General features: G+C 68.0%; 21 protein-coding genes and 2 tRNA genes. 11 read left to right on the forward strand and 12 right to left on the reverse strand.

Going from position 1 to position 25,698, the window contains the following annotated elements:
* Positions 1-8: 8 nt before the first annotated feature.
* The 4 genes from rpmG to AWC17_RS27620 form a co-directional block, all read right to left on the reverse strand.
* Complete coding sequence (rpmG, locus tag AWC17_RS27605; protein WP_007167776.1) at positions 9-176, reverse strand: 50S ribosomal protein L33; 168 nt, start codon at positions 174-176, stop codon at positions 9-11.
* A gap of 44 nt (positions 177-220) precedes the next feature.
* Positions 221-294, reverse strand: a tRNA-Met gene (locus AWC17_RS27610).
* A 52-nt stretch (positions 295-346) separates the two neighbouring features.
* Positions 347-419, reverse strand: a tRNA-Thr gene (locus AWC17_RS27615).
* Between the two features lie 77 nt (positions 420-496).
* Positions 497-706 carry a type II toxin-antitoxin system VapB family antitoxin gene (locus tag AWC17_RS27620; RefSeq protein WP_046184598.1) on the reverse strand — a complete coding sequence of 70 codons (210 nt, stop codon included), beginning with the start codon at positions 704-706 and terminating at the stop codon, positions 497-499.
* Between the two features lie 110 nt (positions 707-816).
* Here AWC17_RS27620 and AWC17_RS27625 point away from each other — a divergent pair, with 110 nt between their 5' ends.
* The 3 genes from AWC17_RS27625 to AWC17_RS27635 all read left to right on the forward strand — a co-directional run bounded on the left by AWC17_RS27625 (position 817) and on the right by AWC17_RS27635 (position 3,149).
* Positions 817-1,530, forward strand: a complete 714-nt coding sequence (locus AWC17_RS27625) for an MBL fold metallo-hydrolase (RefSeq protein ID WP_085165523.1) — start codon at positions 817-819, stop codon at positions 1,528-1,530.
* Positions 1,531-1,599: 69 nt separating this feature from the next.
* Positions 1,600-2,433 carry a hypothetical protein gene (locus AWC17_RS27630; RefSeq protein ID WP_047323375.1) on the forward strand — a complete coding sequence of 278 codons (834 nt, stop codon included), beginning with the start codon at positions 1,600-1,602 and terminating at the stop codon, positions 2,431-2,433.
* A 20-nt stretch (positions 2,434-2,453) separates the two neighbouring features.
* Positions 2,454-3,149: a crotonase/enoyl-CoA hydratase family protein gene (locus AWC17_RS27635; RefSeq protein WP_047323376.1), complete on the forward strand. Its 696-nt coding sequence runs from the start codon at positions 2,454-2,456 to the stop codon at positions 3,147-3,149.
* 194 nt (positions 3,150-3,343) lie between these two features.
* Here AWC17_RS27635 and AWC17_RS27640 read toward each other — a convergent pair whose 3' ends face one another.
* From AWC17_RS27640 to AWC17_RS27655, 4 genes are all read right to left on the reverse strand, one after another.
* The gene (locus tag AWC17_RS27640) at positions 3,344-4,339 is read right to left on the reverse strand and encodes a patatin-like phospholipase family protein (RefSeq protein WP_085165525.1); all 996 of its coding nucleotides are present in this window, start codon (positions 4,337-4,339) and stop codon (positions 3,344-3,346) included.
* Between the two features lies 1 nt (position 4,340).
* Entirely contained in the window at positions 4,341-4,796 is a 456-nt protein-coding gene (cynS, locus tag AWC17_RS27645) for a cyanase (protein WP_443677595.1), read from the reverse strand.
* A gap of 82 nt (positions 4,797-4,878) precedes the next feature.
* Positions 4,879-5,628: a class I SAM-dependent methyltransferase gene (locus AWC17_RS27650; protein ID WP_085165533.1), complete on the reverse strand. Its 750-nt coding sequence runs from the start codon at positions 5,626-5,628 to the stop codon at positions 4,879-4,881.
* A gap of 26 nt (positions 5,629-5,654) precedes the next feature.
* Complete coding sequence (locus AWC17_RS27655; RefSeq protein ID WP_047323378.1) at positions 5,655-6,170, reverse strand: nitroreductase family protein; 516 nt, start codon at positions 6,168-6,170, stop codon at positions 5,655-5,657.
* A 182-nt stretch (positions 6,171-6,352) separates the two neighbouring features.
* Between AWC17_RS27655 and AWC17_RS27660 the strand changes: the two genes are divergently transcribed.
* The 4 genes from AWC17_RS27660 to recD are packed head-to-tail and all read left to right on the forward strand — an operon-like array spanning position 6,353 to position 15,568.
* Complete coding sequence (locus AWC17_RS27660; RefSeq protein WP_085165535.1) at positions 6,353-7,219, forward strand: cyclopropane mycolic acid synthase family methyltransferase; 867 nt, start codon at positions 6,353-6,355, stop codon at positions 7,217-7,219.
* Between the two features lie 49 nt (positions 7,220-7,268).
* The gene (gene recC, locus AWC17_RS27665; protein ID WP_047323019.1) at positions 7,269-10,553 is read left to right on the forward strand and encodes an exodeoxyribonuclease V subunit gamma; all 3,285 of its coding nucleotides are present in this window, start codon (positions 7,269-7,271) and stop codon (positions 10,551-10,553) included.
* Entirely contained in the window at positions 10,554-13,859 is a 3,306-nt protein-coding gene (gene recB, locus AWC17_RS27670; protein WP_046186651.1) for an exodeoxyribonuclease V subunit beta, read from the forward strand.
* Complete coding sequence (recD, locus tag AWC17_RS27675; protein WP_047323018.1) at positions 13,856-15,568, forward strand: exodeoxyribonuclease V subunit alpha; 1,713 nt, start codon at positions 13,856-13,858, stop codon at positions 15,566-15,568. The genes recB and recD overlap by 4 nt, the downstream gene beginning before the upstream one ends.
* A 13-nt stretch (positions 15,569-15,581) precedes the next feature.
* Here the strand turns inward: recD and AWC17_RS27680 are convergent, their stop codons facing one another.
* Together AWC17_RS27680 and AWC17_RS27685 are read right to left on the reverse strand one after the other, a co-directional pair.
* Entirely contained in the window at positions 15,582-16,142 is a 561-nt protein-coding gene (locus AWC17_RS27680) for a phospholipase D-like domain-containing protein (protein WP_046186197.1), read from the reverse strand.
* A 13-nt stretch (positions 16,143-16,155) separates the two neighbouring features.
* Positions 16,156-17,274, reverse strand: a complete 1,119-nt coding sequence (locus AWC17_RS27685) for a DUF2235 domain-containing protein (RefSeq protein WP_046186196.1) — start codon at positions 17,272-17,274, stop codon at positions 16,156-16,158.
* Positions 17,275-17,406: 132 nt separating this feature from the next.
* On the opposite strand from AWC17_RS27685, the gene AWC17_RS27690 reads away from it, so the two are divergent.
* Complete coding sequence (locus tag AWC17_RS27690; protein ID WP_046186195.1) at positions 17,407-18,129, forward strand: TVP38/TMEM64 family protein; 723 nt, start codon at positions 17,407-17,409, stop codon at positions 18,127-18,129.
* Here AWC17_RS27690 and AWC17_RS27695 read toward each other — a convergent pair.
* Positions 18,126-19,073: a class I SAM-dependent methyltransferase gene (locus AWC17_RS27695; protein WP_046186199.1), complete on the reverse strand. Its 948-nt coding sequence runs from the start codon at positions 19,071-19,073 to the stop codon at positions 18,126-18,128. The two genes, AWC17_RS27690 and AWC17_RS27695, sit on opposite strands and share 4 nt — an antisense overlap.
* Before the next feature lie 159 nt (positions 19,074-19,232).
* Here AWC17_RS27695 and AWC17_RS27700 point away from each other — a divergent pair, with 159 nt between their 5' ends.
* Complete coding sequence (locus tag AWC17_RS27700) at positions 19,233-21,608, forward strand: lysylphosphatidylglycerol synthase transmembrane domain-containing protein (protein WP_047323017.1); 2,376 nt, start codon at positions 19,233-19,235, stop codon at positions 21,606-21,608.
* A 17-nt stretch (positions 21,609-21,625) separates the two neighbouring features.
* On the opposite strand, the gene AWC17_RS27705 is transcribed toward AWC17_RS27700, so the two are convergent.
* Positions 21,626-24,256 (reverse strand): GH92 family glycosyl hydrolase, encoded by a 2,631-nt coding sequence (locus AWC17_RS27705; protein WP_046186248.1) that lies wholly within the window; start codon positions 24,254-24,256, stop codon positions 21,626-21,628.
* A 190-nt stretch (positions 24,257-24,446) separates the two neighbouring features.
* On the opposite strand from AWC17_RS27705, the gene lpqN reads away from it, so the two are divergent.
* Both lpqN and AWC17_RS27715 read left to right on the forward strand, forming a co-directional pair.
* Positions 24,447-25,118 carry an envelope biogenesis lipoprotein LpqN gene (lpqN, locus tag AWC17_RS27710; RefSeq protein WP_046186247.1) on the forward strand — a complete coding sequence of 224 codons (672 nt, stop codon included), beginning with the start codon at positions 24,447-24,449 and terminating at the stop codon, positions 25,116-25,118.
* A gap of 91 nt (positions 25,119-25,209) precedes the next feature.
* Entirely contained in the window at positions 25,210-25,695 is a 486-nt protein-coding gene (locus tag AWC17_RS27715) for a hypothetical protein (RefSeq protein ID WP_046186246.1), read from the forward strand.
* Positions 25,696-25,698: the final 3 nt, after the last annotated feature.

Here is a 25,698-nt window from a genome sequence, read left to right on the forward strand (position 1 = left end):
GGTCGTCGCTACCGTGTCTCTCGGTGCGCCTGGTGCTTGCCGCAGTTCGGGCAGAACTTCTTCAGCTCCATGCGGTCCGGGTCGTTCCGGCGGTTCTTCTTGGTGATGTAGTTGCGGTGCTTGCACACCTCGCATGCCAAGGTGATCTTCGGCCGCACGTCGGTACTGGAAGCCATGACGGTTCTCTCTCAAATCTCTCAAGGTGTGCATTGTTGTGTTGTAGCGATGGCCGGACTCGAACCGGCGACCTAACGATTATGAGTCGTTCGCTCTAACCGACTGAGCTACATCGCCTCTGGCCACCCCCTTCGGGGTCGGGGCCGCCACGCCTGCTCGGCGTCCGCCGAGCCCCCTAACGGAATCGAACCGTTGACCTTTTCCTTACCATGGAAACGCTCTACCGACTGAGCTAAGGGGGCCATTCACCCGAATCGGACAGTGCCGCGGGCCTAAAAGAGGGTACAGCCTGGCTCGCAACCGGACCAAACCACGGGCTTTACGAAGCTCCGCCGCCGCTACGGCGCGGCTGCCAGGCGCTGAGGTCGCTGAACTCGTCGTAATCTTCGTCCGGTTCGCCGTTATCGACTCCGGAGAGGAGTGTGCGCAACGCGAGATTGACGGCCTCGCGGGCATCGGCCAGCTGGAAGCGGCGGATCGCCTCGTCGATCAGATCGACGTCGATCTCGATTTCGACCTTCTTCCTCATGTGCCAACAATACCCACTGGACAGCAGCGCAATCGCTGCTCGCAGGCGGTATTCGGCAAAGTTCGAGGCGGCGTTGCGGACCCTTGGTGAGCACGTCCTAGTCTGGTCACGTGCCAACGGACCGGCTGTACTTTCGTCAACTGCTCTCCGGTCGCGACTTCGCCGCCGGCGACATGTTCGCGACCCAAATGCGCAACTTCGCCTACCTGATCGGCGATCGCCAAACGGGCGACTGCGTGGTGGTGGACCCCGCGTACGCGGCCGGCGAACTCCTCGACACGCTCGAGGCCGACGGCATGCACCTGTCCGGGGTGCTGGTGACGCACCATCATCCCGACCATGTGGGCGGATCGATGATGGGCTTTACGCTGCAGGGCCTGGCGGAGCTGCTGGAACGGAAAGCGGTGCCGGTGCACGTCAATACCCATGAGGCCCAATGGGTTTCGCGAGTTACCGGAATCAGCCTCGGCGACCTCACCGCTCATGAGAATCGCGACAAAGTCAGCATCGGCGATATCGAAATCGAGTTGCTGCACACTCCCGGCCACACCCCCGGCAGCCAGTGCTTCCTGCTCGACGGCCGCCTCGTCGCCGGTGACACGTTGTTCCTGGAGGGCTGCGGTCGGACCGACTTTCCCGGGGGCGACTCCGACGAGATGTACCGCAGCCTGCAGCAACTCGCGACCCTGCCCGGTGATCCGACGGTTTTTCCCGGGCACTGGTATTCGGCCGAGCCGAGCGCTTCGCTGTCGGAAGTCAAGCGTTCCAACTACGTGTATCAGGCCGCCGACCTGGCCCAATGGCGAATGCTGATGGGCGGCTGAGGCGGGCGGCGATCGCTCGATCAGAACGAGCCGGCAACCGGCCTGTGATATAAGCGGAAGGTGGATTCCATGGGGTGGATCCCGGACGGCTGGCACGGAATCACGCATGTTGGGTCCAGCACCTGGATCGCGTGGGCGGCCTGGGCGGCGATCGCCCTCGCCGTCGTCACCCTCGTCTTCACGAACCGGCAGATCACCCGCAACCGTCGACTGGTCGCGGAGCAGACGCGGCCGCAGGTCGCGATGTTCATGGAACCGCATGCGGCCGACTGGCACGTCATCGAACTGGTGGTCAGGAACTTCGGTCAGACCGCGGCCTACGACATCACGTTCTCGTTCATGAACCCGCCGACGGTGGCCGAATACGAGAACGCCACCGACGGCTACGCCGACGTTGCCGAACTGCGCCTCCCCCGCGAGCTGCCGGTGCTGGCCCCCGGCCAGGAATGGCGCATGGTGTGGGATTCCGCGCTCGACCGTGCCGAGATCGGCAGTGGCATCGAGTCGCGCTTCAGCGGCACCATCACCTACTTCGACCGGCCGGCGCACCCGCGCGGGCGGCGGTTCTGGGAGCGCGAACGCCAGCCGCTTCAGACCCAGGTGGTGCTGGACTGGGACTCCTTGCCACCGGTCCAGCGCATCGAGCTGATGACCACCCACGACCTGGCGAAGCGGGAGAAGCAGAAGCTGGAGCTGCTGCGCGGCCTGCTGACCTACTTCCACTACGCCAGCAAGGAAACCCGCCCCGAGGTGTTCCGCAGCGAGATCGAACGGATCAACGGCGCCGTGCGGGAAACGCAGGACAGATGGCGCACCCGCCAGCTCGACGAGCCCACCGATGTCAGCCTGCGTTGGGGTGAGGCCGAGGACGAACTGGGCAAACACCACAGTCAGCCCGCGTGACGGCAAGGAGCCAGCAACCGATGAGCGGCCCGGTCCACTACAGCCTCAAGGATTCCATCGCGGTCATCAGGATGGACGACGGCAAAGTCAACGCCTTGGGCCCGACGATGCAGCAGGCCCTGGGCGAGGCGATCGACCGGGCGGACGCGGACAACGCCGGGGCGTTGGTGATCACCGGGAACGAGCGGGTGTTCAGCGGCGGATTCGACCTGAAGATCCTGACCTCCGGCCAGGCGCAGCCGGCGATCGACATGCTGCGGGGCGGCTTCGAGCTGGCCTACCGGCTGTTGTCCCATCCCAAGCCGGTCGTGATGGCCTGCACCGGCCACGCCATCGCGATGGGAGCGTTCCTGCTGTCGTCCGGCGACCACCGGGTGGCCGCACACGCCTACAACATTCAGGCCAACGAGGTGGCGATCGGCATGGTCATCCCGTACGCGGCCCTGGAGATCATGAAGCTGCGGCTGACACAGTCGGCCTACCAGCAAGCCGCGGGACTGGCCAAGACATTCTTCGGTGAGACCGCGCTGGCCGCCGGCTTCGTCGACGAGATCGTGCCGCCCGAGATCGTGGTCAGCCGCGCCGAAGAAGCCGCGCGCGAATTCGCCGGTCTGCACCAACACGCCCACGCCGCAACGAAGTTGCGCGCCCGCGCCGACGCGCTGAAGGCCATTCGCGCCGGGATCGACGGCATCGAGGCCGAGTTCGGGCTGTAGAGCGGCCCGGGCCCGGCCTGGCCACGTCGACCGGCGCCATGCGCTGGGCCAACGGCGATGCTGAAGGAACTCTCACCGCGGGTATTGATGAGCTGAAAGGCCAACGCGGTGGCCGCTACTAGCCGCCACCGCGTTCCCTTCGCCTCCTCGCGGCCAGTGTGACACGTGCGTGACGTGCCGTCACTTCACTCCGTTCATCGGAACCGGTTCAGATATGCCGGCCAATCCCAAGTCGCCAGGAAATCCCGCGCCGCCGCATAGCCTCGGTCGTAGAGCTCTTCCAGGCGGCCCCTGGAAATGCCGAAGTCGAGAACGCTCACGTCGGTGGAGGCGACTCCGATGGTGCGGCACTTGACCCACGGCAGGCTGAGCTGCGCCTGATCGTGGCCGACCAACATGGTGGTGAAGAGGCTTTGCAGCAGGGCGGATTGTTTGAGGAATCGCAGCGGGCGCAAGGCGGGGAACACCTGATCCACGCCCTCGGCGAGCTTGGGCATCACCGTGATTCCGAACGTCGGCCAGCGCGGTGGTTTGCCGTCGGTGCGGTCCAGCGAGTCGACCGGGAAATTCGACAGCACCCCACCGTCGACCAGGTTGGACGTGAGCCCCAGGGTGTCGGTCAGCGTGACCGGCGGGTAGAAGAACGGGATCGCCATCGAGGCGCGGACCGCATCGGCGACGGGCTGCTCGTCGGGGTCGAGCCCGTAGAGCCGCCGATAATCCCACGGCAGCCGCACCAGCTGCGCCGCGGTGATGTCGGCGACGGTGACCGCCACCTTGTAGCGCCGTTCCGGGGGGAGGTCGTCGTCGTCCAGGGCCAGATCGCCGAATGTGACCACCCCCAGGTTCTTCAGCTCGCTACGGATCCAGTCATGGGCGAAATCGCCGCGATACATGGACGTGTCTCGCACCAGCCCCCACGCGGAACCGACGATCGGCACCGGCCCCGCGTCGCGCCACTTGCGCAACGGCACCGACAGCGCGAGCTCTCGGAGGTGACCACCGGTCAGTTGGTCGCCCTGGGACGCGGCCGCCGAGATCACCGCGACCACCGAGCCGGCCGAAACGCCCGACACCCGGTAGGCCGAGTACCCGGCATCCATCAGCCCGGCGACCGCGCCGACCAGGCCGACGAACTTCACGCCCCCGCCGGAGAGAACGAGGTCTACCGGTTTCGTCTCGGCCGCCATCTCAGGTGTCCGCCGAAACCCATTGATAGGGAAGGAATTTGCCGTCCAGAGTCACCACGACGCGATCGCCGGACGGGTGCGATTTCTTCTGCAGATCGACGCTGAAGTTGATCGCGCTCATGATGCCGTCGCCGAACTGTTCATGTATCAGCTCCTTGATGGCGCCGCCGTAGACCTGCAGGGCCTCGTAGAAGCGGTAGATCGTCGGGTCGGTGGGGACAGCGGTGGGCAGACCCCCACGCATGGGCGGCGCCGCCAGCACGGGCAGCACCGACTCGTCCAGGTTCAGCTTCTCGACGAGAATCCTTGCCAGCTCAGCGGGAATGGGGTGTTGGCCGAGCAACGCCGAGGTGGTCCACAGCACCGGCCTGTCGATGGCGTCGGCCAACTGCTGCCACGTCAGGCCGAGCCTCAGGCGAGCCAGGACGATCTGCTCGGTGATCTCATGTCTGTTCATGGCCCCAAGCATGCACGTATGAGGGCCGCGCTGTGTCGGGACCATGAGGCGCTCGGGGGATACCTTCGGGAACCGGCGATCGTCACCCCGGCTTCGTCGCGGTGACCAGGCGCGTGGAAAACCACGGACCGCCGTAGTACATACGCCATCCGAGGTTGCGGCGCCGCACGTTTCGCCAACCGAGTTCCCGTAGGTGCGCGGCATGCTGACGCGTCTCCCACAGGTCCGCGATGGCCAGCCGGCCACCCGGCCGCAGCACCCGAACCGCTTCGTCGAGGGCCTTCCGCCGGCCGGCGCGCGTCGGAATGTTGTGGATGGCAAGGTTGCTGACGATCACGTCGACGCTGTCGTCGGCGAACGGCAGGGCGGTCATGTCGGCGGTGTGCACCTCGATGCGATCGGTGACGTTCTCCAACGCCGCGTTGGCCAGGGTGGCCTCCGGGGAGTTGTCCGTCTGGTCGGCGTGCCACAGATCGACGCCGATCGCGCGGCCCCGCGGCAACCGCTTGGCCGCGGCGAGCAGCACCGCACCGCGCCCGCAGCCGAGATCGAGCACCGTTTCGTCGCCCGCCGGCGCAAGATCGCCCAGCACCCGGTCCCACACCACGAACTTGCCGACCCGCGTCGCGTACGCGTAAAGGGCTGCGCTCGAAGCGATCCCGACGGCCGACGTTGCCGCCAGTGCCGCCGTCACCCGCTTGCCGCGCGCCCAGCTGATCGCGGCCCACCCGGCCAGGGCGGCGGTTTGGGCGGCGATGCCGACAACCTGTCCGCGCGCCGAAACGGTGTGGAACGAGCCGTCGACTCCGTAGTCGCCCCGGTGGTCATGCACGGTGACCAAGCTTACGACCGCTTTCGTCACCAACGACCGTGGTGGACCACCTCGGCGAACGGCCGCCGATTCGGTTTGCGGATCGGGGTGAGCGGGCGGTCGGCGGGATACCCGACGCCGAGCAGGAAAGCCACCAGCCGGTCCTCGGGGACACCCAGGATGGCCCGCGCCTTCTCCTGGTCCCCGACCGACGAATGCCCGGTCCCGATTCCCAGGTCCGTGGCCGCGATCATCATCGCCATCGTGGCCTGCCCGACGTCGTAGTTGTCGGTGACCAGCCTGCGCTCGTCGGGCGGCACGGGCACGACGATCGCAATCGCGGCCGCCGCGGCGGCGATGTGCCCGGCGCCCTGCCAGACGGTCGACAGGTCTTGCAGCTGCACCCGGTCGGTGACGATCACGAAGTCCCACGGCTGCCGGTTCTTCGCCGACGGCGCGCGCCACCCGGCCTCGACGATGCGGTTCAGATCGTCTTCGGACACCGGCTCCGGCCGGTATTGCCGGACGTTGCGCCGGGCGCGGATCGCATCCCAAGCCTCCATGGTGTTCCCTCCTCAATCTCTGGCCGACTCCGGGTAAACGGGAGTAGCCTCATCCGAAATTCCCCGCATACGGGCCCGCCGAAGTTTCGTTCCGGCCCATCCGGGAAGCCATGGTGAACCAGCTGTGCCGCGCGCTCGTGAACCAGCTGAATGGCCCCGGATGCAGAAAGGCGCGAGCCGGCATGACCGAGAACCTGACGCCGCATTTTGAGGACGTCCAGGCGCACTACGACCTGTCCGACGACTTCTTCCGACTGTTCCTCGACCCCACCATGACCTATAGCTGCGCGTACTTCGATCGCATGCGAGATATCCCGCTGGAAGAGGCGCAGCTTCGCAAGATGGACCTGGCGCTGGGCAAGCTGGGTCTGCGGCCCGGGATGTCGCTGTTGGACGTCGGCTGCGGCTGGGGCGGAACCATGCGCCGCGCGATCGAGAAATACGACGCCGACGTCATCGGTCTGACGTTGTCCGAGCACCAGGCCGCCCACGTGCAGAAGATGTTCGACGCGATGACCACCACGCACAGCAGGCGGGTGCTGCTGCAGGGCTGGGAACAGTTCGACGAGCCCGTCGACCGGATCGTCTCCATCGGTGCGTTCGAGCACTTCGGGTATGACCGCTACGACGATTTCTTCGAGAAGACCTACCGCATCCTGCCCGACGACGGGGTGATGCTGCTGCACACGATCACCATGCTGACCCCCGAGCAGATCGTCGAACGCGGCCTCCCGATGACCGAAGCGCAGACCAGCTTCAACGACTTCATCGCCACCGAGATCTTCCCGGGCGGCCAGTTGCCGCCGATCGAGATGGTGGAATTCCACTCGTCGAAGATGGGCTTCAACCTGGCCCGCAGGCAGTCGCTGCAACTGCACTACGCCCGCACGCTCGACCTTTGGGCCGCGGCACTTGAGGCACATCGGAGCGAGGCGATCAAGATCCAGTCCGAAGAGGTCTACCAGCGATACATGAGGTACCTGACCGGGTGCGCCAAGGCATTCCGGGACGGTTACATCGACGTCAACCAGTTCACGCTGGCCAAGTAGGCGGTAACCACCCACCCGTGTCGGTGTCCGGGGCTATCGTGGCACCGCGATGGCACTTCATCTCCACCGTGCCGAGCGCACCGACCTCCTTGCCGACGGTCTCGGCGCCCTGCTGGCCAACCCGCTCACCGACCCGTTCACCGAAGAACTGGTTCTGGTGCCCGCGCGCGGCGTGGAACGCTGGCTCAGTCAGCGGTTGTCGCACGTGCTGGGCCGTGCCCGCGGCAGCGACGGGGTGTGCGCCGGGGTGGCGTTCCGGAGTCCCGGTTCCCTGATCGCCGAGCTCACCGGCACGGCCGACGAGGATCCGTGGTCGCCGGATGCGATGGCCTGGCCGCTGCTGCAGGTGATCGACTGCTCGCTGGATGAGCCGTGGTGTCGCACCCTGGCAACGCATTTGGGCCACTTCGCGCCGACGGAGACAGAAGCCGAGCTGCGCCGCGGACGCCGCTACTCGGTGGCGCGCCGGCTGGCCGGCTTGTTCGCCTCGTATGCCAGGCAGCGTCCGCGGCTGCTCGCCGATTGGCTGGCGGGCGACCGGGGTGACCTCGACTCCGACCTGGCCTGGCAGCCGGAGCTCTGGCGGGCGCTGGTGGCCGCCGTGCCCGCCGATCCCCCGCACATCCGGCATCACAAGACCGTGACCCGGCTGCGCGAAGGCCGGGCCGACCTGCCGGAGCGGTTGTCGCTGTTCGGACACACCCGGTTGGCGTGCACCGACGTGGAACTGCTGGATGCGTTGTCCGCCCACCACGACCTGCACCTCTGGCTGCCCCATCCCAGCGACCAACTGTGGCGCGCGCTGGCCGGCGCCCGGGGTGTCATCCCCCGCCGCGTGGACACCAGCCACCGCACCGTGGACCATCCGCTGCTCGCGACGCTCGGGCGCGACCTGCGCGAACTGCAACGCGGCCTACCCGCCGACCGCCAGACCGACGAACACCTCCCCGCACCGGAACGTCCCAGCACGCTGCTCGGCTGGCTGCAGTCCGACATCGCCGCGAATGCCGTTCGGCCACAAGGGCGTAACCTCGCCACCGATGACCGCTCCGTGCAGGTACACAACTGCCACGGGCCGGCGCGCCAGGTCGACGTGCTGCGCGAGGTGCTGCTCGGCCTGCTGCAGGACGACCCGACGCTGGAGCCGCGCGACATCCTGGTGATGTGCCCGGACATCGAGACGTATGCGCCGCTGATCGTCGCCGATTTCGGGCTCGGCGACGTGGTGCACGGCGCACATCCCGCGCACCGATTGCGGGTGCGGCTCGCGGACCGCTCGCCGCTGCAAACCAATCCGCTGCTCGCGGTGGCCTCGCAGCTGCTGGCGCTGGCGGGCAGCCGGGTGACCGCCAGCGAGGTGCTCGACTTCGCCGAGGCCGCGCCGGTGCGCGCCCGCTTCGGTTTCACCGACGACGATCTGGAGGCCATCACCCGCTGGGTCCGGCAGGCGAACATCCGGTGGGGGTTCGACCAGGAACATCGGCGGCCGTACCACGTCGACTTCGTGCACAACACTTGGCGTTTCGGCATCGACCGGGTGCTGGCCGGCGTCGCGATGTCCGACGACTCGCACGCCTGGATCGACGCGACACTGCCCCTCGACGACGTCAGCAGCAACCGCGTCCAATTGGCCGGCCAGTTCGCCGAATTCGTGGCCCGGCTGCAGCACGTGGTCGACTCACTCACGGGCGCGCGGCCGTTGCGCGACTGGCTGGCCGCGCTGGCCGACGGTCTCGAGCTCTTGACGCACGTCACCGACGCGGACCTGTGGCAGACCAGTCAGATGCAACGGGAGTTCGCTTCGACGTTGGCCGACGCCGGGCCGCGCGCCGATATTCTGCTGCGGTTGCCCGACATCCGGGCACTGCTCGGGGGACGCCTCGCCGGGCGCCCAACTCGGGCCAACTTCCGCACCGGCACGCTGACGGTGTGCACCATGGTCCCGATGCGCTCGGTGCCGCACCGGGTGGTGTGCCTGGTGGGCCTCGACGACGGGGTGTTCCCCCGGCTCGGGGTCGTCGACGGCGACGACGCGCTGGCCCGCGACCCGATGACCGGCGAGCGCGACATCCGTTCCGAGGACCGGCAAATGCTGCTCGACGCCATCGGCGCGGCCACCGAGAAGCTGGTGATCACCTACACCGGCGCCAACGAGTACTCGGGTCAGCCACGCCCGCCGGCCGTGCCGCTGGCCGAACTCCTGGACACCCTCGACATGACTGTGCCGAGCGAAAAGCCGGGCAAGATTCGCGGGCGCATCGTCGTCGAACATCCGTTGCAGCCGTTCGACGTTCGCAACGTCATCCCGGGAAAGCTGGTCCCCGAGGTTCCCTTCAGCTTCGACCCGACCGTGCTGCGGGCGGCGCGGGTCGCCACGGGCGAGCGCGGCGAGGCGCCCCGGTTCATTTCGGGACCGTTGCCGCCACCACCGGCCGACGACGCCATCCTCGCCGACCTCATCGGCTTCTTCAAGGACCCGGTCAAGGGCTTCTTCCGCGCGCTGGAGGTCACGCTGCCGCGGGATGTCGACGGCGTGCAGGACGCCATGCCCGTCGACCTCGACGGCCTCGAGGAGTGGACGGTCGGCGACCGGATGCTGGGCGACATCCTGCGGGGGTGGACGCCGGACGACGCCCGGCAGGCCGAGTGGCGGCGGGGCACCCTGCCGCCCGGCCAACTGGGATGGCGCACGGCAACGGAGATCCGCGATCAGGCCGCCCTGCTGGCGGCCGCGGCTCAGCAGCACCGCCCGGCCGACGGCCGCGCGTACGACATCGACATCGATCTCGGCTCCGGGCGCCGGCTCACGGGCACGGTGTCGCCGGTGTACGGGGAGCGGCTGGTGTCGGTGACATACTCCAAGCTGGACGGCAAGCACCTGCTCGAGTCGTGGATTCCGTTGCTGGCGTTGACCGCCCACGACCCGGCCCGCGACTGGTCGGCGGTGTGCATCGGCCGCCGGAAAAGGGGAACCGCCCCGCGGGTGGAGGGGCTGGGGCGGCCGCACGAGGACGCCGTGGCGGTACTGAGCGAGCTGGTGGCGATCTATGACGCGGGGCGCCGAGAGCCGATTCCGTTGCCCGTCAAGACGTCCTATGCCTGGGCGGCCGCCCGGCACTGCGGCGACGATCCGCTGCGCGAGGCGGAACACCGGTGGAAGTGGGAACAGGAGGAGCCGGCCCAGGTGCGGGCCTGGGGCAAAAACGCGCGACTGTCCGACCTCATGCAGCTCGTGCGACCGGGTGAGAAATGCGACGGCGAAGACAACCGGCTCGGCGCGTATGCCGCCCGGCTCTGGCTGCCGATGCTGCGCGCACAGAGGGAGCCGACCTAGATGGAGCGCTTCGAGCTTGTCGGGCCGCTACCGGCCGAGCGCTCCACCACGGTGCTGGAGGCCAGCGCGGGAACCGGCAAGACCTTCGCGCTGGCCGGCCTGGTGACCCGCTACCTCGCCGAGGGCGAGGCGACGCTGGACCAGATGTTGCTCATCACGTTCAGCCGGGCCGCCAGCCAGGAGCTGCGGGAGCGTGTCCGCGGCCAAATGGTCGACGCGGTAGCGGCTTTCGACGATCCATCGGCTACCGGCGACAACCAGTTGGTGGCGTACCTGCTGGACGGCACCGACGACCAACGCGCGATCCGCAGGCAGCGGCTGCGCGATGCGCTGGCCGGCTTCGACGCGGCGACGATCGCGACCACGCACCAGTTCTGCCACCTGGTGTTGAAGTCGCTCGGCGTGGCGGGCGACACCGCCGCGAGCGTGACCCTTCTCGAAAGCCTCGATGAGCTGGTGGCCGAGATCGTCGACGACCTGTACCTGGCCCACTTCGGCCAGCAGCGCGACGATCCGGTGCTGCAGTACCGCGATGCGCTGCGGCTGGCGCGCGAAGTGGCCAACAACCCGTCGACGCACCTGCGGCCCCGCGACCCCGAACCCGGCTCGCGGGCCGCGGTCTGCGTCGGCTTCGCGAAAGAGGTTCTTGCCGAGCTGGATACGCGCAAGCGCAGGCTGGGCGTCCTCGGATACGACGACCTGCTGAGCCGGCTCGCCCAAGCGCTGGCCACCGACGATTCGCCCGCGCGGGCGCGCATGCATCACCGCTGGCCGATCGTCATGGTCGATGAGTTCCAGGACACCGACCCCGTGCAATGGCAGGTCATCGATCGTGCGTTCAGCGGGCGATCCACTGTCGTCCTGATCGGAGATCCGAAGCAGGCCATCTATGCGTTCCGCGGTGGCGACATCGAGACGTATCTGCGGGCGGCCGAGACCGCGGGCGAGAAGAAGACGCTGGGTATCAACTGGCGCAGCGATTCCGCACTCGTCGAGCGGCTGCAGGTGGTGCTACGGGGCGCCCAACTCGGTAACCCCACGATCGTGGTGAACGAGGTCGAGGCTTACCACCAAGGTCACCGGCTCGCCGGTGCGCCGCGAAACGATCCGTTCCGGCTGCGGGTGGTATCGCGAAAGGCGTTGGGGCGCAAGGGACTGGCGAACCTGCCGATCGACGATCTGCGGGAGCACATCGGTGCCGACCTCGCCGCCGACATCCGCGCGCTGCTGGCCAACGGCGCGACCTTCGACGGAAAGCCCCTGCAGCCCCGCGACATCGCCGTCATCGTGGAGAGGCACGAGGACGCAGGCGCATGCTTTCGGGCGCTCTGCGACGCGGGCGTTCCGGCGGTGTACACCGGAAACACCGACGTGTTCGCCTCGGACGCCGCCGACGACTGGCTGTGTCTGCTGGAGGCATTCGACCAACCACACCGGCCCGGCATGGTGCGCGCCGCGGCGGCGACCATGTTCTTCGGCGAGACCGCCGAATCGCTGGCGGCCGGCGGTGACGCGCTGACCGATCGGATCGCGGAAACACTGCGCGAATGGGCCGGCCACGCGCGTGAGCGCGGCGTCGCGGCCATCTTCGAGGCGGCGCAACTGCGGGGCATGGGCGATCGCGTGCTGTCCTGGCAGGGGGGCGAGCGGCACATGACCGACCTGGCGCACATCACGCAGTTGCTGCAAGACGTCGCTCACCGCGAACGGTACAGCCTGCCCGCACTCCGGGACTGGTTGCGCAGGCAGCGTGACGAACGCAGCGGCGCAACGGAACGCAACCGGCGACTCGACAGCGACGCCGCCGCCGTGCAGATCATGACGGTCTACCTGAGCAAGGGCCTGCAGTACCCGATCGTGTACCTGCCGTTCGCATTCAACCGCAGCATTCGCAAACGCGACATCGTGCTGTTCCACGACGAGGAGGGTCGCTGCCTGCACGTCGGCGGCAGGGACAGTCCCGACTTCCCGACGGCTGAAACGCTGGGACGCAGGGAAGATGCCGGCGACGCCAGCCGGTTGACGTACGTCGCATTGACAAGGGCGCAGTCGCAAGTGGTGGCGTGGTGGTCGCCGGCCTACTACGAACCCAACGGCGGCCTGTCCCGGTTACTGCGTGGCCGCCGGCCCGGCGAGCTGTCGGTGCCCGACGAATGTGTACCCGCGAAGATCTCCGACGAGGATGCGATGGCCCGGTTGCGGGAGTGGGAGGCCGCGGGCGGCCCGGTGATAGAGGAGTCGGTGGCCGTCGTGGCACCGACGCTGGCGCCCGCGCGGGTGCCGCCGGACCTCGACAGCCGCCACTTTCACCGCAGCATCGACACGGGGTGGCGGCGCACCTCCTACTCCGGTCTCATCCGGGTGGCGGAAACCTCCGCGTCCACCGGGGTGAGCAGCGAGCCGGAAGCCACCGAACTGGACGACGAGGTCGGCGACATTCCGTTGCCCCAGAACGAAACCGGCGCCGAAGTGCCGTCGCCGATGGCGAACCTGCCGATGGGCGCGAAGTTCGGCACGCTGGTGCACGCCGTGCTGGAGACAGCCGACCCGCTGGCCACCGATCTGGGCGCCGAGTTGGAGTCGCACATCCGCGCTCACTCGGTGTGGTGGCCGGTCGACGTGGCCCCGGACGTGCTGGCGGCGGCCATGGTGCCGATGCACGAGACGCCGTTGGGCCCGCTGGCCGGCGACCTCACGCTGAGCCAGATCGGGCTTGCGGATCGGTTGCGCGAGATGGACTTCGAGTTCCCCCTGGCCGGTGGCGATCTGCGCTCGGCCGCGCCTGAGATCCGGCTGGCGGATATGGGGGCGTTGCTGCGCGCGCACCTACCGGCCGATGACGCGCTGGCGTCCTATGCCGCTCGGTTGATGAGCCGACCCCTCGGTGACCAGCCCTTGCGCGGCTACCTCAGCGGCTCGGTCGATGCCGTGTTGCGCGTGCCCGACGGCGCGGCGCAGCGCTATCTGGTGGTCGATTACAAGACCAACTGGCTCGGCGATCCCGACCGGCCGTTGACGTCCGCCGATTACGACCGCCCCCGCCTGGTCGAGGCGATGCTGCACTCGGACTACCCGCTGCAGGCGCTGCTGTACAGCGTTGTCCTGCATCGGTTCCTGCGATGGCGACTGCCGGACTACCACCCGGACCGGCATCTTGGCGGTGTCCTCTACCTGTTCGTGCGCGGGATGTGCGGCGCGGCCACACCCGTGGTCGGCGGGCACCCGTCGGGAGTGTTCAGCTGGCGGCCGCCCCCCTCGTTGATCGCCGGGTTGTCGGACCTGCTCGACGGGAGGGCGGTCGCGTGACGCTGGAGGCGATCGCCGCCACTGGCTTGCTGCGGACATACACCGATGGCGGCGTCTTCGAGGCCGCCGATGTCCATGTGGCGCAGCGTCTTACGGCGCTGGCCGGTGAGCCCGACGAGCGGGTGGCGCTTGCCGTCGCGCTGCTGGTGCGCGCGCTGCGGGGCGGTTCGGTGTGCCTGGATCTGCGGGCGGTTCAAGCGCAGGTAGACATCGCGGACCTGCCGTGGCCCGACGCCGAGGAGTGGCTGGCCGCCGTGCGGGCCAGTCCGCTGCTCGGCTCGCCACCGGTGCTGCGGCTGTTCGGGGACCTGTTGTACCTGGACCGGTACTGGCTCGAGGAGGAACAGGTGTGCGCCGACCTGCTCGCGCTGTCCGTGCCCGGGGCAACGGGCGATGTGCCCGCCATCGAGCGACTTTTCCCGCCCGGATATGACGAGCAGCGGGCGGCGGCCGAAATCGCGGTATCCCAAGCGGTTACCGTGCTGACCGGCGGGCCCGGCACCGGCAAGACCACCACGGTGGCGCGGCTGCTGGCACTGCTGGTCGGGCAGGCGGAGCTCGGTGGTCTCCCGCGGCCCCGGATCGCGCTGGCAGCGCCGACCGGCAAGGCGGCGGCGCGGCTCGCCGAAGCGGTGGCCGCTGAGGTGCGGAGGCTGGACGCGGCGGACCGGGCGCGGCTGGCCGGCTTGCCGGCGACGACGCTGCACCGGTTGCTGGGTTCACGGCCGGATACGTCGGTGCGGTTCAAGCACAATCGCGGCAACCGGCTGCCGCATGACGTCATCGTCGTGGACGAGACGTCGATGGTGTCGCTGACGATGATGGCCCGCCTGCTGGAAGCGGTGCGGCCCGATACGCGGCTGATCCTGGTGGGCGATCCCGACCAGCTGGCCTCGGTGGAAGCCGGTGCGGTGCTGGCCGATTTGGTGGACGGGCTCTCTACCCGCGACGGCGTGCGGGTGGCGGCGCTGCGCACACCGCATCGATTCGGCGAGTCGATCGGTGCGCTGGCCGAAGCGATCCGGGTCGGCGATGCAGACGGCGTGATGGGATTGCTGCGGGCCGGCGGCGAACACATCGAGTGGCTCGACTCCGACGGGCCGACCGACCGCCTGCGTGCGGTGCTGGTTCCGCACGCGCTGCGGCTGCGCGAAGCCGCGGTGCTCGGCGCCACCGAGCTGGCGCTGGCGACCCTCGACGAGCACCGGCTGTTGTGCGCGCACCGCCACGGTCCATACGGGGTGGCGCACTGGAACCGGCAGGTCGAGCGCTGGCTCACGGAGCAGACGGGGCAGCCGATGTCGTCGGCGTGGTACGCCGGTCGGCCGGTGTTGGTGACGGCCAACGACTATGGGCTCAAGGTCTACAACGGCGACACCGGAGTGGTCGTGGTGGGCAACGACGGATTGCGGGCCGTCATCGCGGGCGCCACCGGAACGTTGGGTTTCGCGACCAGCCGGCTCACCGACATTGAGACCATGCATGCCATGACGATCCACAAGAGCCAGGGCAGCCAGGCCGACGAGGTGACGGTGCTGATGCCGCCCGAGGATTCGCGGCTGCTGACGCGCGAATTGTTCTACACGGCCGTGACGCGCGCGAAGGCCAAGGTTCGGGTCGTAGGCGCCGAGGCTTCGGTGCGGGCGGCCATCGAGCGCCGCGCCGTGCGGGCGACCGGGCTGGCACAGCGGTTGCAGTCGTTCAGGTAAGGGCGGTCTTGCCCTAGTGTGAGCTGCCGGATTGCGCCTTCGCGGCCATCTGCTTGAGCATGCCGTCGTGGATGATGTCGATCCTTGAACGGGCTTCCGCGCACACATACGGGTCTCGGATTACGGTGAGCTGGTTGTCCTGCCTGGATTCTCCGCCGGTGGACCAGTTGGTCGAACCGGTGATGACGTCGACGCCGTCGATGATCACCATCTTCAAGTGCATGATCGCCGACTTCTCACTATGACCGATTGCGATGCTGTTGCCGACCTTGCCGTTGAGCCACGGGGCCAGCAGAGCGTGCTCGGACTTCCCTGCGGCTTGAGTGGCGTCGAGACTCATTTGTACATAGACCTTTTCGTCGTTAAGCGCCGAGGAAAGCACCGAATTCAGTTCCGTGTCATCGTAGCCGTACATTGCCACCACGATGCTCTTGTCGGCCGACGTCAACAAGGCCTTGAGCGCCTCGTGCACTTGGTCGACCGGACTGTAGAACGTTCGGGTGGTATCGGGATAGCCGGGCGGAAACGGCGCGGCTTTGTACTGGTCCAGCTTGGTCAGGGAACTGAGTGCCATGGCGTTTGCTCCTTTACAACGCGGGAGATGTCCAGTCGGTCGGGTCGGCGCTGAGCCGTTGCTCTTCGTCGGTCAGATTCGGTAGGTAGCCGGGGTTGTCGCGACGGCGCACAAGCACGCTCGGATGCACCAGCGCGTCGGGACCCATCGGCCGACGCCGGTAACCGACGAGGTACCACAGTTTGCCGTTGGTGTGGATCGGCGCGTCCGCGAAGTCTTCGGTCACCGTGCACTGCTGCCGGTAGGCCGCCGCGTCGATCGCCAGTTCACCGACGATTCCGTCGGTGATCCACTTCAACGCGATCGTGGCAAGCCGGTGGTCGGGCATGAACGTACCGCCGACATCGGCATGCACGCCGGCGAACCAGCGTTCCTGAAGTCCCTGGGGATGGCGTTCGACGAGGTATTCCCGGTAGGGACGGCGACGTTCGTCGATCGAGACAGCGTGGCGGATGCGCGCCACATTGGGCAGCGAGCGAGTGTAGGGCCATCGCAGGTTACCCAACCGCAGGAAGCCGGCCGCCTTGACGGTGTCCCACAGGCCGAGATAGGCCACCGGCACCGCATGGTGCCACACCTGATTCGGGCTGTTTTGACGCACAGCGGAAAACAGCGGCTCGCCGTCGGTGCGCCAGCAGAACGCGCGGGCGAACTCGGCCCAGTGGGCGTACTCGTCCTGGGTGAAATGCCGGTTGATGGCGTACTTTTCGACCGCATACGGCAGCAGGTTCTCCGAGCCGGGCCGCATCAATCCCGGTCGCAGCAACATGCCGGCCAACGCACGCGCCGTGTAGGCGCCGCGGCTGAAACCGAAGATGTAGAGCGCGTCGCCAGGACGCCAATGCTGCATCACGTAGCGGTAGGCCTGTGCCACATTGTCTTTCAGCCCCACCCCGAATGCCCGGTCGAACAGCAATTCCATGGTGCGCGACAGCGAAGAATGCGCCGATGCCGGCGCCAGTGTGCCGACGCCGGGGTCGTAGTAGGCGAGCTGGCTGGCCGGATCGTCCTTCGCCAGCATCTCGAAGAGCTTGGCGACATTGGTGAGATTGCCGGCTCCGATTTGGTTGGCGGTGCCGTCGAGGCAGACAACGATCCGCTTGCCCCGCGGTGGCTCAGGGTGCTCGGACATCGGGGAAGGCCTCTCACAGGTATTCAACTCCCTGATGTGTGGCACTCTACGGCGACCGCGCGCCTGCCGTGAAGTCTTTCGGCCGATGCCGAGTGAGCTGGACCGGGACGGTGCGGAAGAATCGCGGTCAGCATGGACGACAGTGACGATTCCCTACCGGAATCCCAACCCACCTCCCGGCGAAGCCACATCGTGCGGCTCGCCGTGTTCGTCGCGTTCCTCGTCGTGCTGTTCTATCTGGTGGCCGTCGCGCGAGTGCTCAACGTCGAGGAGGTGCGCCGCGCGGTCTCGGCGACGGGTCCGGCGGCGCCGGTGACCTACGTCGCGGTGTCGGCCGTCCTTGGCGCGTTGTTCGTGCCGGGCGCGATCCTGGCCGCGGCCAGCGGGCTGCTGTTCGGTCCGGTGCTCGGCGTCTTCGTGACGCTGGGCGCGACGGTGGGTACCGCGGTCGTCGCGAGCCTCATCGGCCACCGGGCCGGCCGGGACAGCGCGCGGGCGCTGCTGGGGCCGAAACGGACCGACCGCATCGACGCGTTGATCGAACGCCGCGGGCTGTGGGCGGTAGTCGGTCAGCGCTTCGTCCCGGGCATTTCCGACGCGCTGGCCTCCTATGCATTCGGGGCGTTCGGAGTTCCGTTGTGGCAGATGGCCGTTGGCGCGTTCGTCGGGTCGGTGCCGCGAGCGTTCGTCTACACCGCGCTGGGCGCCTCGATCGGGAATCGATCCTCGCCGTTGGCGTACGCGGCGATCGCGGTGTGGTGCGTCACCGCCATCGTCGGCGCGTTCGCGGCGCGGCGCGGATACCGGCACTGGCGCGCGGGCCACAGCGAGAACTCGGGAGCAGGGGGCGGCTAGTTTCCGGCTCGCTCGGCCGCGACGAACAGATTTCCCGGCACGGCGTCCTCGACCTCTTTGGGTGCCGCGCGGTCGTAGCCGGCCATCAGCTCGTGGGACGGGGTGACCGTCACGCTCCAGCCGTGGCGACGGAACCAGTCACCCACGTCCTCGCGCTCCTCGAAGTACCACAGCTCGTCGGTCCTCGGCACCTCTCGATCCGGAGCGACCCGCGCCATCAGTGCGCGGACCCGGTCCATCCGCTCGCGGCGCTTCGCGCGGAACTCCGGGTCGAGGAACTTCGGACCCAGCGCCTCCACTGCCACCCGGCTGCCGGGGGCGGTGAGCCCGTGCACGCGGTCGAACAGCAACTCCTGGGCGGCGGCGGGCAGATACGGCATCAGCCCCTCGGCCGACCACGCGCTGGGTGCCGACGGGTCAAAGCCCGCCTGCCGCAACGCCGTCGGCCAATCGTGGCGCAGGTCCACCGGTACGGCGATCCGGTCACACGCGGGCCGCGCACCGTGTTCGGCCAGCGTCGACAATTTGAAGTCCAGCACCCGGGGCTGGTCCAACTCGTAGACGGTCGTGCCGTCCGGCCAGGCCAGCCGCCATGCCCGCGCGTCCAGGCCAGCCGCCAAGATCACCGCCTGGCGGATGCCCGCGCGCGTCGCGGCGAGGAAGAACTCGTCGAAAAACGCTGTCCGCGAGGCCATGTAGCCGACCATCGCCCGCATCTGCAGCGGCAGCTGCGGTTCGGCCTCGACGAGTTCGTCCGGCAGCTGCGGGGCCGAGTGCCAGTTCCACACCCCGTCACCGGCGGCATCGAGAAAGACCTGCGCGAACGGATCCTGGATCAACGGATTCTCGCTTCGCGTTTCGGCAGCGCGGGCAGACGCCACACCCAGCGCTGTCGCCCCCACGCTCTCGGTGATCTCCCAGCTGTCGTTCTCGGTTCTCCCCACGCCCACGCCCTCCGATTCGCTAGCTCGCCTACAGACCCGACCCTACGCGCGCCGGATGGGTGGGAACTGTCGCGGAACCGGGTATCGGCGTTAAGTTGTCGGCGAGCCGGCGAGCGGATTGGTCAGCGGCGCCGAACGGATCCGAAGGATCGTTACACCATGCGAGTCGACGGGCGCGAGATCAGCGTTTCCGGCAGCTTGCTGCAGCCGCTGACCAGGCGCACCAACGACATCCTGCGGCTGGTCGCGAGCGCGACTCTCCTCGCGGCGGTGATCACGAGTTCGCTGATCACCCGCCCGCAGTGGGACGCACTGGAAAAGTCCATCTCGCAGATCGTCGGGGTGCTCTCCCCCAGACAGTCCGATCTGGTGTACCTCGCGTACGGCATCGCGATCCTGGCCCTGCCGTTCATGATCTTGATCGGCCTGGTCGTCGGCCGGCAATGGAAGCTGCTCGGCGCGTACGCGGCCGCCGCGCTGCTCGCGGCGCTGCCGCTGTCGATTGGCGGCAACGGGTTTTCGGCGCCCCGCTGGCACTTCGACCTCTCCGAACGCCTGCAGACCGTGCTGGCCCAGTTCCTCGACGACCCGCGCTGGATCGGCATGCTGGCGGCGGTGCTGACCGTCTCCGGCCCGTGGCTGCCCGCGCGCTGGCGGCATTGGTGGTGGGCGCTGCTGCTGGCCTTCGTGCCGATCCACCTGGTGGTCAGTGCCATCGTGCCGGCGCGCGCGCTGTTGGGCCTGGCGGTCGGCTGGCTCGTCGGCTCGCTGGTGGTCCTCGTGGTCGGCACCCCCGCGCTCGAGGTGCCCCTGGAGGCCGCCGTGCGCGCGATGGCCAGGCGCGGGTTCGTCGTCTCCCGGCTCACCGTGGTCCGGCCGGCGGGTCGCGGCCCGCTCGTGCTTTCGGCCGGATGCGAAGAGCCCGACCGCGAAGCGGTCGTCGAGTTGTACGGCCCGCATCAGCGCAGCGGCGGCGCGCTGCGCCAACTCTGGATAAAGGTGCGGCTGCGCGACACCGAGACCGGGCCCCTGGTGACCTCCATGCGCCGCGCCGTCGAGCATCGCGCGCTGATGACGATCGCCGTCGGGCAGGTGAATCTGGCCAACACCTCGACGATCGCCGTCGCCACCCTCGACCGGGGCTGGATTCTCTACTCGCACAAGCCACCCCACGGCCTGCCCCTCAACCGGTGCGCACACTCGACGCCGGTGGACCGGGTGTGGCAATCGCTGCGGATCCTCAATGACCAGCAGATCGCGCACGGCGACCTGCGCGCCAACGAAATCACCGTCGATGACGGTGCCGTGCTCTTCGGCGGCTTCCACAGCGCCGAATACGGCGCCACCGAAGCCCAACTCCAATCCGACATCGCCCAGCTGCTGGTGACGACCTCGGCCCTGTACGACCCCAAATCGGCGGTGGCCGCGGCGATTGATGCGTTCGACCGGGACACCATCCTGAGCGCGTCGCGCCGGCTGACGAAAGTGGCCGTGCCACGGGCTGTTCGGAGGTCGATCTCGGATGCCGGCGCCGTCATCTCGGCCGCCCGCGCGGAGGTGAAGCGGCAAACCGGGGCCGACCAGATCAAAACGCAGACCATCACCCGGTTCACCCGCGGCCAGATCATTCAGCTGGTGCTCTTCGGTGCGCTGGTCTATGTCGCGTATCCGTTCATCAGCACCGCGCCCACATTCTTCTTCCAGCTGCGGACCGCGAACTGGTGGTTTGCGCTACTCGGCCTGGCGGTGTCGGCCCTGACGTACGTGGGGGCCGCCGCGGCTTTGTGGGCCTGTACCGACGGGACGGTGAATTACTTGCGGCTGTCAGTCGTCCAGGTGGCCAACACCTTTGCCGCGACCACCACGCCCGCCGGCGTCGGCGGGCTCGCGCTGTCCACCCGGTACCTGCAGAAGAGCGGCCTGTCGGCGATGCGAGCCACCGCGGCGGTCGCGCTGCAGCAGGCCGTGCAGGTGATCGTGCACCTCGCGCTGTTGATCTTCTTCAGCGCGGTCGCGGGCGCCTCGATGCACCTGTCGCACTTCGTGCCGAGCGCCACGATGCTGTACTTGATCGGGGGCGTGGCGCTGGGCATCGTCGGCACCTTCTTGTTCGTACCCAAATTGCGGCGGTGGCTGGCCACCGAGGTGCGCCCTAAGTTGAACGAGGTGACGAGCGACCTGGTGACGCTGGCGCGCGAGCCGCGGCGGCTGGCGCTGATCCTGCTCGGTTGCGCGGGAACGACTCTCGGTGCGGCGCTGGCGCTTTGGGCCAGCGTCGAAGCCTTCGGCGGCGGCACGACGTTCGTCACCGTCACCGTGGTCACCATGGTCGGCGGAACGCTGGCCTCCGCCGCGCCGACACCCGGCGGCGTCGGGGCCGTCGAAGCGGCGCTGATCGGTGGCCTGGCCGCCTTCGGCGTGCCGGCGGCCGTCGGCGTGCCGTCCGTGCTGCTGTACCGGGTGCTGACCTGCTGGCTGCCCGTGTTCGTCGGTTGGCCGGTGATGCGGTGGTTGACCAAGAACGAGATGATCTGAAAGCGTTCGCCGCGGAATCACTCCGATCCGGCTTGCACGACCACCAGAATAATTGAGGTGCGGGCGCTTTGGCCGACCGCCGAGGTCAAGTAGACCAAGTAGTACTCCTCGGACACCGACCGCGCGACTTTGATGGGCAGCTCGATGGTCGCCGATCCGTCGGAGGAGAACTGGCCCGTCACGGGCGTCACGGTGATCCCGGCGTCCGAGGCGGTGCCGGTGACGGCGTAGCCGCCGGCATCACCGATCATCCGTTGAGCGTCGAGTCTCACCGTGCCGGTGGTTCCCGGGGCGATCGTGACAATGGGGCCGGGGATGTTGACGGTAACCGCCGAACTGCCCGCATCGAACGACGGCGGGGCGGACGATTCGCCTGTGCCCCAACGCCTGTCCGGATAGGCGACGAGCGAGAAGGCCAGGTCCCCGCCGGCGTGAATGAAGGACTCGGGCAGCGACGTGTGATCGGTGGCCACGCCGTCGACGCGCAGCCCGCTGATGTATTTGAGGTGGCGCGGTCCGGACGCGCCCGGTGCGGAGATCCGAATGGCCTTGCCGCCGGGAAGCGCGATCACGGCACGATCGAAGAGCGGTGCGCCCACGGTGAGGATCGACGTTCCGGGAGTGCTCGGATACAGGCCCAGGGCCGCCCAGACGTACCAGCTGGCCAGCGCGCCCAGATCGTCGTTGCCCGGCTCCCCGTCGGCCGTCGGGCCGAACAGCCCGCGCACCCGGTCGACCGTGCGCTGGGTCTTCCACGGTTGACCGATGTAGTTGTACAGCCACGGCACCCCGAAGCCGGGTTCGTTACCGGCCCACAGATAGGGCTCGTTGGGACCGACGTTGAGCCTGTTGGTGAAGCCGTCGAGCCGCCCCGCCACCGCGTCGCGGCCGCCGAGCGCGGTCACCAGGCCGGCCACATTGTGCGGCACCCACCAGACGTACTGCGCGGCGTTGCCCTCGTCGAATCCGACCTGGCCGAAGTCGGAGGGCGACACCACGAACGCCGGGCCCGCGCGGAAGAACGTGGTCCAGCTGCGCGGCGAAATGTAGCGGGTGGTCGGATTGAACAGGTTCTGCCAGTACTGCGACCGGCCCTGGAATTCGGCGGCAGTCGCCGTGTCGCCGAGCGAATCGGCGAACTGCGAGATGGCGAAGTCGTCGACCGACCATTCGAGTGTGATCGACGCGGCGGCGATCCAGCCATCGGTGCGGAACTCGAAGGAGAATGGTGCGTAGCCGAATTGCAGGTACGTGTCGATCCCCGGGCGCTCGACGTAACCGTTTAGTCCGACACCGCCTTTCGTCGCCGCATTTACCATGTAACGCAGTGCCGTTCGGGTGTCGAAGGCCTCGGCCCCGAAGGCGTGAAAGTTCGCGATGAGCGGTACCACGTTGTCCCCGCTCATCTCCGCGGTCGCGGCGTTGGCCACTGGCCAGCGTGGCAGCGCTCCGCTCTGCTCGGCGTCGTTCACCAGCGATTGGGCCATATCGCTGGCTCGGTCCGGAAATAGCAGCGCCTGCAAGGCCGCCAGGCACCGGTAGGTGTCCCAGTCGGAGAAGTTGGCGTACTGCGTGCGCCCCGCCGCCACGGTGTGCACGGCGCCGTCGAATCCGGTGTATCGTCCGTCCGCGTCGTTGAAGGTGTTGGGGTGCAACAGCGATCGGTACAGGGCCGTGTAGAACGTTTCCACATCGCCGGCATTTCGGCCCGCTACCGCGATGCGCGACAGCGTGGCGTTCCATGTCCTCGACGCGGCCCTGCGGACGTCGTCGAAGCTCCCCGCGCCCTCGGCCGCCAGGTTCGCCCGCGCTCCGTCGATGCCGACGTAGGAGATCGCCGTCCGCACCTCGAGCGCCGCGCCGGGCGGGAATTCCACGTATCCGCCGCTGTACGGCGAATTCGCGCTGCGGGCGCCGGGGTGAACCGCAGTGCCGTCCCACGCGCCGTAGGAGGTGAACGGCTGGTTGAACTTCATCGCGAAATAGACCGTGTAGGTGTTGTTCTTGCCGCAGAATCCGCCGCTGGTGGCCCAGCCGGTGATCGTGGTGTTGTCCTCGCCGATATGGATGGTCGCGCGGGAGTTGCCCGCCAGCGACGCGCCGGAGCGCACGTGTAACAGGGCGGGACGCCCGTTGCGCGGGTAGCTGAATCGGCCGACGCCCGTGCGCGTGGTGGCGGTGAGTTCCGCCTTCACCCCGGTGCCCGGGAACCGCACCGTGTAGTAGCCTGGCACGCCCTGTTCGGTGTCGTCGTGGGCGATCCGTTCCCACGATTTCCACGGTTGCGAGCCAATCCCGTTGGTGGTCGGCAGCATTGAGATGTCGCCGAACGCGGCGCAGCCCACCGAGGCGTGGGTCATGCTGAACCCGGTGGAGCGTGGGTTGCCGTAGTTGTAGCCCGCGTAGTTGCCGACGGTGTCCGGCGAGTACTGCACCATTCCGAATGGCACGGTGGCGCCGGGGAAGTTGTTGATCTCCCCCACCGTCGCGCCGCCCGTCCCGGTGCCGATGAGCGTGGCGACGTGATCGACCGGATTGGTCACGAAGGCGGGCTCGCCGTCGTAAGCGATGGGGGGCGCCGCAGCGACGAAAGCCATGAAGACGACCGACGCCGCCAGAACCGCGACGAGGGCCCTTCGTGACCGCATACCTGTCTCTTACTGGACAACGGTGTACTGGGTGGGTGTTTTCCAGACGAATTGGGTAACGATTTGCGGGCGCGCCACGGTACCGCGAAAAAGTCCAAAAGATACCGGCAAAGTTGCACGCCATTTCGGCTACTGTCGTTTCGGCGTGGCCGGCGCTGGTACCGGCCCCAATTTTCGGGAGATTGGATTAATGAAACATTTGACGCTGGCAACCATTTCCGTGGCGCTGAGTTTGGCGCTCGTCGGTTGCGGCCAGAGCCACAAATCCGGCACTCAATCGTCGACCTCGACGACCACATCCACATCGACATCCACGACGTCGTCCGCGACCAGCACGGCACCGGCCGCGAAAGCCAAATACACCATCGCCGACTACGTCAAGGACAACCACATCACCGAGACACCCGTTCATCACGGTGATCCCGGCCCGAACGTCGACCTGCCGGTGCCCCCCGGCTGGCAGCTCAACCAGAACGCCGGCACGTCGTACGGCGGCATCGTTTCCACCCAGCCCAGCAACCCCGCCGACCCGCCCACCGTTACGGCCCTGTTCTCCAGGCTCACCGGCGACGTGGACCCGGCGAAGATCATCCAGTACGCCCCTGGCGAGGTGCAGAACCTGCCCGGATACGACGGCAGTGACGGCAGCGCGTCCACGCTCGGCGGCTTCCAGGCTTGGCAGCTCGGCGGCACGTACCAGCGCGACGGGAACACCCGCACCATCGCGCAGAAAACGGTGGTGATCCCCAGCCAGGGCGCGGTCTACGTGCTCCAACTCAACGCCGACGGCCCGCAAGCCGATCAAGGCCCGTTGATGGACGTCACGAAGATCATCGACGACCAGACCACCATCACCCCCTGACCGAGGAACGTGACGGCGCCGCGGGGACCGTTCCGCGGCGCCGTCACGTCATCGCTAGGCCGCAGAACCTGATTGGCCTTACGGTAAGCGCATGACAGAGCAGTCACATGCGATAGATGCCGGGCACCCGCCGTCGCTGCTGCTGCGCTTCATCAACCCGATGTTGGGGTTCCTGCTGCGCACTCCGCTCGCCGGCCCCGCCCGCAAGCAGCTCATGGTGTTGAGCTTCACCGGGCGGAAAACGGGCCGGCCGTTCTCACTTCCGGTGAGTGCGCACGTGATTGACGGCCAGCTCTACGCGCTGACCGGAGCACCCTGGAAGCAGAATTTCCGCGACGGCGCGACCGCCCAGGTCGTGTACGACGGCAAGACCACCGCGATGCGCGGCGAGCTCATCCGCGACCGCGCCGTCGTGTCCGACCTCTTCCTGCGCTGCGCCGAGTCCTACGGCGTCCAGCGCGCACAGCGGATGATCGGACTGAAGTTCCGCGATCAACGCATGCCGACACGCGAGGAGTTCGCCGAGGCGGTCGATCGGATGCACCTGGGAGCGGTGCGCCTGACTCCGGCCGAATAGCCG

It is taken from the genome of Mycobacterium nebraskense, assembly GCF_002102255.1.
GTDB classification, from domain to species: domain Bacteria; phylum Actinomycetota; class Actinomycetes; order Mycobacteriales; family Mycobacteriaceae; genus Mycobacterium; species Mycobacterium nebraskense.

Excerpts from the sequence above, each read along its gene's own strand:
- AWC17_RS27680 (WP_046186197.1), bottom strand. The coding sequence starts at position 16,142 with ATGGCACTCAGTTCCCTGACCAAGCTGGACCAGTACAAAGCCGCGCCG.
- lpqN (WP_046186247.1), top strand. The coding sequence starts at position 24,447 with ATGAAACATTTGACGCTGGCAACCATTTCCGTGGCGCTGAGTTTGGCG.
- AWC17_RS27620 (WP_046184598.1), bottom strand. The coding sequence starts at position 706 with ATGAGGAAGAAGGTCGAAATCGAGATCGACGTCGATCTGATCGACGAG.
- AWC17_RS27715 (WP_046186246.1), top strand. The coding sequence starts at position 25,210 with ATGACAGAGCAGTCACATGCGATAGATGCCGGGCACCCGCCGTCGCTG.
- AWC17_RS27660 (WP_085165535.1), top strand. The coding sequence starts at position 6,353 with ATGACCGAGAACCTGACGCCGCATTTTGAGGACGTCCAGGCGCACTAC.
- AWC17_RS27690 (WP_046186195.1), top strand. The coding sequence starts at position 17,407 with ATGGACGACAGTGACGATTCCCTACCGGAATCCCAACCCACCTCCCGG.
- recC (WP_047323019.1), top strand. The coding sequence starts at position 7,269 with ATGGCACTTCATCTCCACCGTGCCGAGCGCACCGACCTCCTTGCCGAC.
- AWC17_RS27655 (WP_047323378.1), bottom strand. The coding sequence starts at position 6,170 with ATGGAGGCTTGGGATGCGATCCGCGCCCGGCGCAACGTCCGGCAATAC.
- AWC17_RS27630 (WP_047323375.1), top strand. The coding sequence starts at position 1,600 with ATGGGGTGGATCCCGGACGGCTGGCACGGAATCACGCATGTTGGGTCC.
- cynS (WP_443677595.1), bottom strand. The coding sequence starts at position 4,796 with ATGAACAGACATGAGATCACCGAGCAGATCGTCCTGGCTCGCCTGAGG.
- AWC17_RS27640 (WP_085165525.1), bottom strand. The coding sequence starts at position 4,339 with ATGGCGGCCGAGACGAAACCGGTAGACCTCGTTCTCTCCGGCGGGGGC.
- AWC17_RS27635 (WP_047323376.1), top strand. The coding sequence starts at position 2,454 with ATGAGCGGCCCGGTCCACTACAGCCTCAAGGATTCCATCGCGGTCATC.
- AWC17_RS27685 (WP_046186196.1), bottom strand. The coding sequence starts at position 17,274 with ATGTCCGAGCACCCTGAGCCACCGCGGGGCAAGCGGATCGTTGTCTGC.
- recB (WP_046186651.1), top strand. The coding sequence starts at position 10,554 with ATGGAGCGCTTCGAGCTTGTCGGGCCGCTACCGGCCGAGCGCTCCACC.
- AWC17_RS27705 (WP_046186248.1), bottom strand. The coding sequence starts at position 24,256 with ATGCGGTCACGAAGGGCCCTCGTCGCGGTTCTGGCGGCGTCGGTCGTC.
- rpmG (WP_007167776.1), bottom strand. The coding sequence starts at position 176 with ATGGCTTCCAGTACCGACGTGCGGCCGAAGATCACCTTGGCATGCGAG.
- AWC17_RS27700 (WP_047323017.1), top strand. The coding sequence starts at position 19,233 with ATGCGAGTCGACGGGCGCGAGATCAGCGTTTCCGGCAGCTTGCTGCAG.